Source organism: Kitasatospora sp. NPDC087861 (assembly GCF_044742585.1).
In the GTDB taxonomy this organism is placed as follows: Bacteria; Actinomycetota; Actinomycetes; order Streptomycetales; family Streptomycetaceae; genus Kitasatospora.
The window spans coordinates 411,843-424,336 of sequence record NZ_JBIUUS010000001.1 but is presented as its reverse complement, the minus strand read 5'-3'; the positions used below and the strand labels follow the sequence as shown (position 1 = coordinate 424,336).

The 12,494-nt window shown below is 73.8% G+C and carries 12 protein-coding genes; 7 read left to right on the top strand and 5 right to left on the bottom strand.

The window, feature by feature from the left end:
- Nucleotides 1-94: 94 nt before the first annotated feature.
- The gene (locus ACIOJE_RS01900) at nt 95-250 is read right to left on the bottom strand and encodes a hypothetical protein (RefSeq protein ID WP_400772674.1); all 156 of its coding nucleotides are present in this window, start codon (nt 248-250) and stop codon (nt 95-97) included.
- A gap of 216 nt (nt 251-466) precedes the next feature.
- Here ACIOJE_RS01900 and ACIOJE_RS01895 point away from each other — a divergent pair, with 216 nt between their 5' ends.
- On the top strand, nt 467-1,816 hold the full coding sequence (locus ACIOJE_RS01895) for a hypothetical protein (RefSeq protein WP_400772672.1): 1,350 nt from the start codon (nt 467-469) through the stop codon (nt 1,814-1,816).
- Between the two features lie 271 nt (nt 1,817-2,087).
- Here ACIOJE_RS01895 and ACIOJE_RS01890 read toward each other — a convergent pair whose 3' ends face one another.
- Together ACIOJE_RS01890 and ACIOJE_RS01885 are read right to left on the bottom strand one after the other, a co-directional pair.
- Nucleotides 2,088-2,579: a hypothetical protein gene (locus tag ACIOJE_RS01890; RefSeq protein ID WP_400772670.1), complete on the bottom strand. Its 492-nt coding sequence runs from the start codon at nt 2,577-2,579 to the stop codon at nt 2,088-2,090.
- A 42-nt stretch (nt 2,580-2,621) separates the two neighbouring features.
- Complete coding sequence (locus ACIOJE_RS01885) at nt 2,622-3,275, bottom strand: ArsR/SmtB family transcription factor (RefSeq protein ID WP_400772668.1); 654 nt, start codon at nt 3,273-3,275, stop codon at nt 2,622-2,624.
- Nucleotides 3,276-3,447: 172 nt separating this feature from the next.
- Between ACIOJE_RS01885 and ACIOJE_RS01880 the strand changes: the two genes are divergently transcribed.
- The 5 genes from ACIOJE_RS01880 to mug all read left to right on the top strand — a co-directional run bounded on the left by ACIOJE_RS01880 (nt 3,448) and on the right by mug (nt 9,496).
- Nucleotides 3,448-4,800, top strand: a complete 1,353-nt coding sequence (locus ACIOJE_RS01880; protein ID WP_400772666.1) for an MFS transporter — start codon at nt 3,448-3,450, stop codon at nt 4,798-4,800.
- A gap of 474 nt (nt 4,801-5,274) precedes the next feature.
- Nucleotides 5,275-6,627: a dipeptidase gene (locus tag ACIOJE_RS01875; RefSeq protein ID WP_400772664.1), complete on the top strand. Its 1,353-nt coding sequence runs from the start codon at nt 5,275-5,277 to the stop codon at nt 6,625-6,627.
- A gap of 84 nt (nt 6,628-6,711) precedes the next feature.
- Nucleotides 6,712-7,791, top strand: a complete 1,080-nt coding sequence (locus tag ACIOJE_RS01870; RefSeq protein WP_400772817.1) for an aminopeptidase P family protein — start codon at nt 6,712-6,714, stop codon at nt 7,789-7,791.
- A 143-nt stretch (nt 7,792-7,934) separates the two neighbouring features.
- On the top strand, nt 7,935-8,957 hold the full coding sequence (locus tag ACIOJE_RS01865) for a phosphatase PAP2 family protein (RefSeq protein WP_280675297.1): 1,023 nt from the start codon (nt 7,935-7,937) through the stop codon (nt 8,955-8,957).
- Nucleotides 8,930-9,496 carry a G/U mismatch-specific DNA glycosylase gene (mug, locus tag ACIOJE_RS01860; RefSeq protein WP_280675299.1) on the top strand — a complete coding sequence of 189 codons (567 nt, stop codon included), beginning with the start codon at nt 8,930-8,932 and terminating at the stop codon, nt 9,494-9,496. The genes ACIOJE_RS01865 and mug overlap by 28 nt, the downstream gene beginning before the upstream one ends.
- Before the next feature lie 281 nt (nt 9,497-9,777).
- Here mug and ACIOJE_RS01855 read toward each other — a convergent pair whose 3' ends face one another.
- On the bottom strand, nt 9,778-10,686 hold the full coding sequence (locus ACIOJE_RS01855) for a sigma-70 family RNA polymerase sigma factor (protein ID WP_400772661.1): 909 nt from the start codon (nt 10,684-10,686) through the stop codon (nt 9,778-9,780).
- A 73-nt stretch (nt 10,687-10,759) separates the two neighbouring features.
- Here ACIOJE_RS01855 and ACIOJE_RS01850 point away from each other — a divergent pair, with 73 nt between their 5' ends.
- Nucleotides 10,760-11,461, top strand: a complete 702-nt coding sequence (locus ACIOJE_RS01850; protein ID WP_400772659.1) for an FMN-dependent NADH-azoreductase — start codon at nt 10,760-10,762, stop codon at nt 11,459-11,461.
- A 76-nt stretch (nt 11,462-11,537) separates the two neighbouring features.
- Here ACIOJE_RS01850 and ACIOJE_RS01845 read toward each other — a convergent pair whose 3' ends face one another.
- The gene (locus ACIOJE_RS01845; protein WP_280675307.1) at nt 11,538-12,491 is read right to left on the bottom strand and encodes a M48 family metalloprotease; all 954 of its coding nucleotides are present in this window, start codon (nt 12,489-12,491) and stop codon (nt 11,538-11,540) included.
- Nucleotides 12,492-12,494 lie beyond the last annotated feature (3 nt).

Below are 12,494 nucleotides of genomic sequence, written 5' to 3'. Positions count from 1 at the left end.
GCGACCTCAACGAGCTCATTCGCCTTCTGCCTTGCCGTAACGCCGCACACGATCAGGCCACCGCCGGTGTTGGCGAACGCTGCGACGTCCTTGCTCAGTTCGAACTTCCCCTGGCACTGCTCAGGTCATACGGGGCGCCGTGCCCGGCACTCTTGAAGTCGATCCAGTCGCACTCCGGGGTTCCGAGCAACTCTTCGGGCTGCTGCTGCGCGAGGTAGGTGATGAGCTCGGAGCGGCTGGATACGGGCATAGCCCGGAGTTTAGGGACAAACGGCGCGGCCAGCAGCGCATATCACCATCCCCACCCGATTGACTGACAGTACGACATACCTACGTGACGATCTGATTTCGGACAGTGATCGACGTGTTCCCGACAGTCCCATCGATCCGCTCATCGCACACTCGCCCCGCGCCGTCACGCTGTACCCGCTGCGGCCCCCAGGGGCACGCGAGATCGGGAGGTGACATGGCGAGGGGCACTGCTCACCAGGTCGAACTGCTGCGCGCAGAGGTCGGAAAGACCCTGCAGACCGGCCTGGAAGAGATCCGTAACAACACCGACAGCCTGCGGGCCGAACTCACCGCGACGCTGGCGGCTGGCCTGAGTGAACACCGTGACGAGTTCTTCGAGGCAATCGCCAGGGAACAGCAAGAGGCCAGCCGTGCCCACCAGGACAACCGCAGCCTCCACCGCCAGCTGGGGAACCTGCGAACCGAGCTCACCGCCCTTCAGAACAGCCGCCGCTCTCCCACTGGCGAAGGCCCGGCCGAATCGCCTCAACCCAGTGCCGACTCCGCCAAGGCTGCGAGCCAACCGGCGGAGATCACCCGAGAAACCGAGACACAGAATTCCACCGGCGATCTGGCGGCCGAAGATGGCCTCCCGCCCGTCGATGACGGTGAGTGCGGAGACTCCCACGGTGGCGGCGATCTGCCCAACGCCGAAATCCCGGCATCCGACCTGGCCGCAGAGGCAGCCTCCCCCTTCGCGACCTGCGAGGCCACAGAATCCGACAGCGAGGAGACAACCATGACCGAGCCCGCAGCTACCAGTAGCCTCCCGCTCGCCCCGCATATCCTCACCAAGGACCAGGTCAGCCAGATCGCGGCTGAGGTGGCCGCCCAGCTCGCCGAGCGCCAACAGGCTTTCCCGGCTCCTGCTCGGCAGGAGCCGGAGCAGGAGACCGCGGAAGACGTCGCACCTGAGCCGGCAATCGCTTCCGCTCCCGCAGAGGACCAGGCTCGACTGATCGCGGCCGAGGTCGCCGCTCAGCTCGCAGACCTGCTGAGGCCCCAGCCTGATGCCGAGCAGGACACGGAGGTCGAGTCCGAGGCCACCGAAGCCGTTGAGCTGGCCACGGCCGCCGAGAATCTCGTAATCGGCCCGACCGACGACGTGTCCGGCCTCATCCCGGAGTCCTTCGCCTGGGAGAGCCACGTCAGCACTCTTCGCAAGGCCGCAGCGGTGAAGACGGTTGCGATCTCTTGCCACCCCGAGACCTGGGACTTCCTGGCTGCCCAGGTCGAGGGCACCGACCACTTTTCGAAGCCCCTCAACGACGGCAACGAGGACACGGTCCTGTCCGGCCGCAGCACCATCGCACTGCTCAACGCACTCCGGCAGACCGCGTACAGCGGCGTCGGCGGCGACACCGGCATCGAGACGTGGGCCCTGGCCGTTACCAGCTACGAGCGCATCGCCGCCGTCATCAACAGCACTCGGCCGGGCGGCGAGGTTGGCGGCGACGAACACCTGCAACAGCCCCACATCGTCCTCGACGATCGCAGCAGCAACAGCTCGCCCAACGGCGGCTGACCTGCCGCTACAGTGGCGGCGCAGTCGGCGCACAGCACTGAAAACAGGTGCGAAACGAGGGCACATCCAGGGCACATGCGGGCGGAAAACGGCGCTGACCAGTGAAAACTCGTGACAAGATTTTTTTCCCAGGTCAGCGCCATGATCGCCGAAAACTCGCAGGCCAGCGAGGTGCCCGTGCAGTACGTGAACTACCGCTGACCCCTGGGGGGTTGTGCGGCAGGGCCCCGCTCCCGGGATGGGAGCGGGGCCCTTCCCGCGGGTGGGCCGGTCAGTCGGCGGCGGCCCAGCCGTCGGTGCTGCGGTGGGCGGACAGGCCGACGGAATCGAACTCGTCCACCCGGCCCTGCTCGGTGCGGGCGCCGAGCCGCCGCAGGGCGCGGGAGATCGGGCTGCCCTCGGGCGGGGAGGGCTCGAACTCGCCGCTGGTGAGCGGGCCGAGGGTGATCCGGCCGTCGTCCCAGACGGCGGCGCGCTGCGTGCCGCTGCCGCCGAAGTAGTCGGCCTCGACGCAGGCGATCGGGCCGGCCTTGGACCAGGCGGCGAGCCGGAGCTCGAAGCCCTCCGGGTGCCAGCCGAAGCCGGCCCCGTCGGCGGCCTTGCGGGTGTCGCCGTCGGACTGGAGCGCGGAGAGCACCGCGGGGGTGACCGGAATCAGGGCCAGCCCCTGCGCCAGTGGCACCACCCGGGCCACCGGGACCTCCGCCGCCGCGACCGCCAGCAGCTCACATGTTCCTATCAGCGCCTGGAGTTCATAGGGCATGTCGGACATCGTGTCCCACCGCACCGACAGTCGGCTCGGAGTTTATGATTCCGTGCCCGTCCGGAGGCCGTAGAGCAGGGTGAAGAGCGTCACGTCCATCGCGTCCTCGGCCGTGCTGGGCGCTTCCTCGTTCAGTTCGTCGAGGAGGTCGGCGAGTTGGGCCCGCAGCCGGAGCAGCCGGTCCGGGCTGAGCCGCAGCACCGAGTGCGCGAACAGGCCGGGCGGGCCGGCCGATCCGTCCCGGGGCGAGCTGAAGTCCAGCCGCCCGCCGAGGACCTGGGCGCGGAAGTCGCCGCGGACCCGGTCGATGGCGGCCAGGATGGCGTCGTACGCCTCGGAGCGGGCCGGTGAGTCGGCGGTGAACATCTCCGGGGCGAGCCGGATCGACTCCTGGGCGGCGGTGTAACGGCTCTCGACGATGCCGGAGACGAGCCGGGTGCCGGCCACCATGATCAGCCCGGCCTTCTCCAGCTGCTTGATGTGCCGGTAGAGCTTGGTCTGCGGCTCGCCGAGCGCGGCGGCGATCTCCTTGGCGGTCTGCGGGCGGTCCTCGGCGGACTTCAGGGCGCCGAGGATGGCCAGCCGCAGCGGGTCGGCCAGCGCCTTGAGGACGGCGACGTCGGCCACCTGGCGTTCCTTGACCCAGGTGGCGGGCTGCTCGCCGCCGTCGGCGGGTCTCGGATCGTGCTCGGCCACGGGCACACCTTCGCAGATCGGCCGCGCCGCACGCAATCACGCTCCGGTGAGCAATCACGATCCAGTGAGCAATCATGCTCCGGTTAGCAATCACTCTTGCGCAACCAATCACGGACGCGCCATCATTCACGACAGCGTGAACGATGGCGAAAGCGCGAACGATGGGGCGGGCATGGCGGGGAACAGCGCGGCGGGGAACAGGACGACGGTCGACGAGCCGCGGCCGATCACGGCGGCGAACACGGCAGCGGAAGCGGAGGCGGAAACCGCCGCACCGCCCGTCCCGCTGCGGCGGAACCTGCGGTTCCAGGCGCTCTGGGCCGGCCAGGCCGCCGCGTCGCTCGGCATGCGGGTCGGCGACACCGCCTTCCCCCTGCTGGTCCTCGCGCTCACCGGCTCCTCCACCGCCGCCGGAGCCTTCGGCGCCGTGCAGATGATCACGACCCTGCTGCTGGGCATCCACGGCGGCGCCGTCGCCGACCGCCTCGACCGCCGCCGGGTGCTGATCACCTCCGACGCCGCCCGGCTGCTCGCAGCGACGAGCGTCCCGGTGGCCATGGCCTTCGACCGGCTGACCCTGCCCCACCTGCTGCTGGTCGCCGCCGCCATCGGGGCGACCATGGCGTACAGCGGCCCGGTCCGGATGCTGGCGGTGCGCTCGGTGGTCGCGCCGGAGCAGTTGGCGCAGGCACTCGCCCAGGACGAGGCCCGGCTGAACGGGGCCGCGCTGGCCGGTCCGCCGCTGGCCGGTTTCCTGTACGGGCTCGGCGGCGCCGTGCCCTTCCTCGGGACCACGTTCACCTCCCTGCTCGCGCTGGTGTCCGCGCTCGTGGTGCGCTTCCCCGGCCGGCCCGCCGACGCGCGACCGAACCACGAGCCCGGAACCGCGGAGCAGCAGCCCGAGTCCGGCGGCGCCCTGGCCGGGTTCCGCCTGCTCGCCGCCTCCCCGCTGCTGCGCTCCGTCCTGGGCGTCCTGCTGGTGGTCAACCTCGCCGGGGCCGCCCTGGTGCTGCCGGTGATGGTGCTGCTGCGGGAGCAGGGCACGGGCAGCGGCGGGATCGGCCTGGCGCTGGCCGGCGAGGCGGTCGGGGCGCTGGCCGGAGCGGTCCTGGTCTCCCGGCTGCACCGGATGGCCGGGCCCGGCGCCCTGCTGCTGGTGGTGGCGTGGGCCACCGTGCCGGTGCCGCTGGCACCGCTGCTGCCGGGCGGGGCGGTCACCGTGTTCGCCGGGCTGTTCGTGGTGGGGCTCGGCCTTCCGTCCCTGCGGGTGATGCTGGATCTGCTGGTCTTCCGGCAGGTGCCGGACGAGCTCCGCGGCCGGGTGATCGCGGCGACCATGACGCTGCTGACCGCGGGCATGCCCGCCGGGACGCTCGGCAGCGGCCTGCTGCTGGACCACTTCTCCCCCTCCGTCGCGCTGGCCGGGATCACCGCCCTGCTCGCGGTCGCCCTGCTGCCCGCGACCGCGAGCCGGACGCTGCGCCGCGCCGTCTGGCCGACCGCGCCGGCCCCCTCCCAGGCCTGACCGGCGATCACCCGCACGGGTGCACGCCGCATGCGGCGGCCTCGGCAACCGGGTGAACTGGCCGGGTACGGCCCGCCCCCGGGGCTCTTCCCAGGCGGCATCCGGGCCCGGGGCGCCTCGCGCCCGGACCTCGCGCAGCCGACCGGGGCCGTACCCGAGGAGGACAGATGGGTTCCACGGACGCGCCCCCACCCGGCCAGGGCGGCCCCGACGAGGCCGGCGCCCCGGGCGGTTCCAGCGGATCCGGTGACCCGGGCGGTTCCGGCGGATCCGGTGACCCGGGCGGTTCCGGCGGATCCGGTGACCCGAGAAGCCCTGGCGACCAGAGCGGCCCCGGTGCCCCGGGCGGCCAGGCCGGCCCGACCACCCGGGATTCGCCCAGCTGCACGCCACCGACCTGGCCGACGAGAAGGCCGGGCAACTGTCCGCCGCGCTGGGTTCGACCCGCTACCCGGCGCCCGCCCAGGAGCCCAGATGACCGATGAACTCGCTCACCGAATAGCCGAGTTGATGCCACGCGCCAAGGCCGACCTGGCCGAGCTGGTGGCCATCCCGTCCGTCGCCGACCCCCGCCAGTACCCGCCGGAGAAGTGCCGCCAGGCCGCCGAGTGGGTCGCCGCCGCCTTCGCCGAGGCCGGCCTGCGCGACGTCCACCTGGAGGAGACCCCGGACGGCAGCTACGCCGTGGTCGGCCACCGACCGCCCCCGCCCGGCGCCCCGACCGTGCTGCTCTACTGCCACTACGACGTCCAGCCCCCGCTCGACGCCGCCGCCTGGGCCTCCCCGCCGTTCGAACTCACCGAACGGGACGGCCGCTGGTACGGGCGCGGTGCCGCCGACTGCAAGGGCAACATCGTCATGCACCTCACCGCGCTGCGGGCGCTCGGCGACGGCGTCCCGGTCGGCCTCAAACTGGTCGTCGAGGGCTCCGAGGAGCAGGGCACCGGCGGCCTGGAGGAGTACGTGCCCCCGCACGCCGGGGAGTTGCACGCGGACGCCCTGTTGGTCTGCGACACCGGCAACGCCGCCGTCGGCGTCCCCACCGCCACCACCTCGCTGCGCGGGGTCACCAACGTGGTGGTCACCGTCAGGGCGCTCAAGGGCGACCTGCACTCCGGCATGTTCGGCGGCCCCGCGCCGGACGCGCTCGCCGCGCTGATCCGGCTGCTCGACTCGCTGCGCGACGCCGTCGGCGGCACCCGGATCGACGGCCTGGACTGCACCGGCACCTGGAGCGGCGTCGGCTACGACGAGACGCAGTTCCGCGCCGACGCCGGCGTGCTGGACGACGTCCGGCTGACCGGCTCCGGGACGGTCGCCGACCGGCTCTGGGCCCGCCCGGCGGTGACCGTCCTCGGCATCGACTGCCCGCCCGTGGTCGGCTCCGCCGCCGCCGTCCCGGCCACCGCCCGGGCCCGGGTGAGCCTACGGGTACCGCCCGGCACCGAGGCGCGCGCCGCCCAGGACGCGCTGATCGCTCACCTGGAGGCCGCCGCGCCCTGGGGCGTGCTGGTGAAGGTCGAGCGGGAGAGCGCCGGTGCGCCGTTCCGCGCGGAGACCGGCGGGCCCGCGTACGCCGCGCTCGACAAGGCGATGCGGGAGGTCTACGGCAAGCCGATCTCCTTCCTCGGCCAGGGCGGCTCGATCCCGCTCTGCAACGTGTTCGCCACCGCCTTCCCGGCGGCGGAGATCGTGCTGATGGGCGTCGAGGAGCCGCGCTGCCTGATCCACGCGCCGAACGAGAGCGTCGACCCCGGCGAGATCGAGCACATGGCCCACGTCGAGGCCCTGTTCCTGCGGCACTTCGCCAACTCCGCCCGAACATGATGGAGTTTCAGCGTTAACCCGTCCGGCCCTGAGGAGGACCCCACCGTGCCTCGCCCCTTCACCACCGAGGACTACACCGCCCGAATGGCCCGGGCCACCGCCGACGCGACCGCAGCCGGGCTGACCGGCCTGGTCATCGCCCCCGGCCCCGACCTGGTCTACTTGTGCGGCTACCAGCCCACCGCGATCACCGAGCGGCTCACCGCCCTGGTGCTCACCGCCGGGCGCGAACCCGCGCTGGTCGTCCCCAAGCTGGAGCGCCCGGACGCCGAGAAGGCTGCCGGCGCCCCGGCCCTGTGCCTGCTCGACTGGTCCGACGGCGAGGACCCGTACGCCACCGCCGGCCCGCTGCTCGACCCGGCCGGTCGGTACGGCATCTCCGACAACGCCTGGGCGATGCACCTGCTCGGCCTCCAGGCGGCGCTGCCCGGCACCGGCTTCACCTCGCTCACCGAGACCCTGCCGATGCTGCGCGCGGTCAAGGGCTCCGACGAGCTGGAACTGCTGGCCGCGGCCGGCGGCGCCGCGGACGCCGCCTACCGGGGCATCCTGGAGGTCGGGTTCGCCGGCCGCCGGGAGACCGACGTCGCCGCCGACCTCGGCGCGCTGCTCATCCAGTACGGGCACAGCCAGGTCGACTTCACCGTGGTCGGCTCCGGCCCGAACGGCGCCAACCCGCACCACGAGGCCGGCGACCGGGTGATCCAGCCGGGCGACACCGTGGTGCTGGACTTCGGCGGCCTCAAGGACGGCTACGGCTCCGACACCACCCGCACCGTGCACGTCGGCACCGAGGTGCCGGCGGAGGTCCAGGAGGTGCACGACGTGGTCCGGCTCGCCCAGCAGACCGCGTTCGAGGCGGTCCGCCCCGGGATCAGCTGCCAGGAGATCGACCGGATCGCCCGACGGGTGATCACCGAGGCCGGCTACGGCGAGTACTTCATCCACCGCACCGGCCACGGCATCGGCATCACCACGCACGAACCGCCGTACCTGGTCGAGGGCGAGGAGCGGCCGCTGGTGCCCGGCATGTGCTTCTCCATCGAGCCCGGCATCTACCTGCCCGGCCGCTTCGGGGTGCGGATCGAGGACATCGTCACGGTCACCCCGACCGGCGGACGCCGGCTCAACAACACCCCGCACGAGCTGGGGATCGTCTCCTGAACCGCCCGACCGACCACCCGCCCGGCCGGCCGGGGCCTTGCACCGACCGGTCGGTCGGGGCTTCCGCCGGCCGGGGCAATTCTTAAGATCCGGTCACCGTCCACCCAGAGTCCTCCAAGCTTGTCTTGCTAGTTTCAGTGCGCATGACCAAGCTGCTCCGCCCGGCCCCACCACCGCCCGTGCGGGCCGGGCGACTGCGACCCGTGACCCCGCCCCGCCGACACCCCGCCCTGGCGGGACTGCGGTTGCTGGCCTGGCCGCTCTACCTGCTCGGCTTCGTCTGGTACCTGCGGGCCGAGGGCCTGCCGTCCGCCAACGACGTGGTGTTCTGCTGGCTGATCGGCGCGCTGCTGACCGCCGCCGTCCACAGCGGGCACGGCTGGCGCAGCTTCCTGCTGGTCCTGCGCGACTGGGTGCCGGTGATGGCCGCGGTCTGGACGTACTCGCTGCTGCGCGGCTACGGCGCGCACACCCCGTGGGCCCCGCACTGGCTGCCGCAGCTGCGCGCCGACGAGGTGCTCGGCTTCGGCGAGACCTGGACCGTCCGGCTCCAGCACGCGCTGTGGACGCCCGGCTCGCCGCACTGGTACGACTACGCGGCCGCCGCCGTCTACCTCTCGCACTTCTTCCTGGTCTTCGTCCTGCTCGCGGTGCTCTGGCGGCGCCGGCACGACCGGTTCCGGCAACTGCTCGCCTGCTACCTGCTGCTCACCTTCGCGGGCTTCGCGACGTACCTGCTCTACCCCGCCGACCCGCCGTGGCTGGTCGCCCAGGAGGGCCACCTGCCGGGGCTCACCCGGGTGGTGTGGGACGTGATCTCCTCGAGCGGGCTGCCGCAGGCCGACTCGCTGGTCGAGAACGGCAGCCAGTTCGCCAACGACGTCGCCGCGATGCCCTCGCTGCACTCCGCCTACCCGGCGATGCTGCTGTTCTTCTTCTGGCCGACGGCCCGCCCCTGGCTGCGGGCGCTGCTGGTCGCCTATCCGCTCGCGATGGCGTTCACCCTGGTGTACGGCGCCGAGCACTTCATCGTCGACATCTTCGCGGGCTGGGCGTACGCGGCCGTGGTGGTGTTCGGCCTGCGCCTGCTGAGGGACCGGCGTACCGGACTCGCCCGGGGGAGGGCAGACTTGGCCGAGTGCCGACTCAGCCCCACCCCCCAGTGAAGCCCACCGCCGAGCAGTTGCTGGCCGCCAAGGACACCACCATCCCGGACGTCACCGGGCCCGGGCTGCGGGTGCTGTTCTGCGGCATCAACCCGGGCCTGTGGTCCGGCGCCACCGGGCACCACTTCGCCCGCCCCGGCAACCGCTTCTGGCCCGCCCTGCACCGCTCCGGCTTCACCGCGCGCCAGTTGCGCCCGGACGAGCAGGGCGAGCTGCCCGCGCTCGGCCTGGGCATCACCAACGTCGCGGCGCGCGCCACCGCCAAGGCCGACGAGCTGACCGGCGAGGAGCTGCGCGAGGGCGGCGCCGCGCTCACCGACCGCGTGCTGCGGCTGCGTCCGCGCGTGCTGGCCGTGCTCGGCATCGGCGCCTACCGGACGGCCTTCGGGCAGCGGCGGGCCGCGATCGGCCGCCAGCCGGAGGGCATCGGCGAGACCGAGGTGTGGGTGCTGCCCAACCCGAGCGGGCTCAACGCGCACTACACGCTGGACGCGCTGGCCGCCGAGTTCCGCAGGCTCCGGGACGCGCTCGACGGCTGACGGGCGGTCGGGACGCGCCCTGCGGCCGACGGGCGGTCGGGACGCACCCTGCGGCCGACGAGCGGTCGGGACGCACCCTGCGGCCGACGGGCGGTCGGGACGCACCCTGCGGCCGACAAGCGGGCAGGCCGCCGTCAGCCCGTCCGGCAGCGGGAGCTCGCGCAGTTCGCCGATCAGCGCCCGGACGGCGGCCGTCCCGGCCGGCCCGGGCGTGGTGACGTACCCGACGAAGCGGCTGGACGGGTGCGGCCCGAGGTCGGTGACGGCGAGGCCCGCCCTGGTCACCCCGGCAGCACGGCCAGCTCCAGGGCGGCCAGCCGGGCCGGGTCGGCGACCACCTCGTAGCCGGCCACCCGGCCGTCCGCCACCGCCACCCGCAGCACCAGCCGCAACCGCCCGCCCGGGGCGATCACGATCCCCGGCACCCCGTCCACCAGCGCCACCGCGCCGAACCGGGCCCGCCGGCCGAACACCGTCGTCTCCCGGGCCACCGTCGCCGCGCCCCGGGCCACCAGGGACCGACCGGCCGGCAGCGCGGCCGGATCGGCCCGGCGCACGACGTCCGGCGCCAGCACCGCCAACAGCGCGTCCAGATCCCCGCCCCGGGCGGCGGCCAGGAACGCCTCCACCACCCGCCGGTGCCCGGCCAGGCGCTCCGGCGCCAGTGCGGCCGTCCCCCGCACCCGCTGCCGGGCCCGGCTGGCCAGCTTCTTGGCGGCCACCGGGGTCCGGCCGACGATCGGCGCGATCTGCTCGAACGGCACCGCGAAGCCGTCGTGCAGCACGAAGGCGACCCGCTCGGCCGGCCCCAGCCGGTCCAGCACCACCAGCAGCGCCCGGCCCACCGACTCGACCAGCAGCGCCTCCCGCTCCGGGTCCGTCCCCTCGCCCACCGTCCCGTCGCCCGCCGCGGCAGCGGCCCCCGCCGCATCCGGCAGCGCGTCGCCGACCGGCTCCTCGCGGCGCACCGCGCGGGCCCGCAGCACGTCCAGGCAGAGCCGGGAGACCACGGTGGTCAGCCAGCCCGGCAGGTTGTCCACCTCGTCCGGCCCGGCCCGGTGCAGCCGCAGCCACGCCTCCTGGACGGCCTCCTCCGCCTCGCCCGTCGACCCGAGCATCCGCTGGGCGACCGCCCGCAGCCGCCCCCGCTCGGTCTCGAACCTCGCCGCCAGCACCTCGTCCCGGTCCATCGGTCACCTTTCCTCGGCCCGGCCCGTCACACCGCTGACGATCCGCCCAGCACCGAAGTGACGGGAGAACGCTGTGACCACCACCACCCTGCTGCACCTGGACTCCAGCATCAGCCTCGGCGACTCGGTCAGCCGCGCGCTGACCGCCCGGTTCGCCGCCGCCTGGCGTGCCCGGCACGGCGTCGCCGGCCGCTACGTCCACCGGGACCTCACCGCCGAACCCGTCGCCCCGATCGGTGCCGGGTACGCGGCCCTCGGCCGCCGCGTCGAGCGCAAGGGGACCGTCCCGGTCGCCGACGTCGCCGCCCTCGCCGAAGGCCCGGACGAGGAACGCGAGTGGTCCCTCACCCACCCGCTGATCAACCGGCTGCTCGCCGCCGACACCGTGCTGCTCGGCGTGCCGATGTACAACTTCGCCGTCCCGGCCGCGCTCAAGGCCTGGATCGATCGGATCGGCTTCCCCGGCAGCTACACCGACCCGGCCACCGGCGAGAGCCTGCTGCGCCGCACCCGGGTGGTGATCGCCGCCGCCCGTGGCGGCGGCTACGGGCCGGGCGCCCCGCGCGAGGGTTTCGACTTCCAGATCCCTTACCTGCGGGCCTACTTCACCAATCTCGGCGTCCCGCCCGAGCGCCTGCACATCGTCGCGGCGGAGCTCACCCGCGCCGACGACGTCCCCGCCCTGGCCGGGCTGCAGCCGCTCGCCGTGAAGTCCCTGGCGGACGCCGAGGCCGCCCTGGACGCCCTCGCCGCCGGGCGGCCTACAGCGGGGTGACGGCCCTGTAGCGACCCTGCGGCGGGCCGGCGGCGGGTGACGACCTGCAACGGGGTGACGGCCTACAGGTGACGGCCTACAACGGGGTGACGGCCTTCAGCACCACCAGCAGGGCCACGGCGGCGTTGAGCGCGCAGAGCGCCGACGCCGCCGTACCGGCCGCGGCGACCATCGCGGCCAGACCCGCCCGGGTCTTCGCCGGGGGCCAGTTTCGGGAAGTCGGCACCGGGCCGAGCAGCGCGGCGACCCGGCGCGGTACCGGGCCGGGCGTGGCCGTCGGGGCGGCGAAGGCCGCGAAACCGGGCGGGGTCGCGTGCGACACCAGGGCCGCCCGGGCCACCGCCCGCGCGGTGATCCGGCGGTCCCCCACCTCCTGGGCCGACTCCTCGTCCGCCCACCGCTCCGCGCTGAACGCCACCGCGTGCTGCAGCGGCCGCAGGAACGGGTTGACGCAGGCGGCCAGTTGGGTGGTCAGCAGGTACCGGTGGTGGCGGTGGCGCAGGTGCGCCCGCTCGTGCGCGAGCAGCGCCTCGCGCTCGTCCTCGGGCAGCCCGGCCAGCATCCCGGTGGAGACCACCACCCGACCCGGCGAGCCGGGCAGCGCGTACGCGTACGGGCTGCGGTCCGGCAGCACCGCGAGGTCGCCGGCCGGCCCGGGCCCCGCCGGCAGCCCGGTCAGCGCCCGCCGGGCCCGGGACCGCACCCGCAGGTGCCGGCCGACCGTCCGGGCGCAGGCCGCGGACACCAGGACCAGCAGCCACATCGCGGCCGTCCCGACCGTCTCGTGGTACGGCAGCGCGGCCCGCACCTCCGGGTCGGACCAACTGTCCGGGAGCGGGTTGCCGGGGATCTGCGCGGTGCCCACCACGCCGATCAGCCCGAGGCAGAGCACGCTGCACACCGCCATCACCGCGCTGATCACGGTCATCAGCCGGGCCGCACCGCGCGGGTGCAGGTGCTGCTCGGTGAGGCGCGCGATCGGTACCGCGGTCAGCGGCAGGATGAGCGGGAGGAAGACGAAGAAGCCCACGGG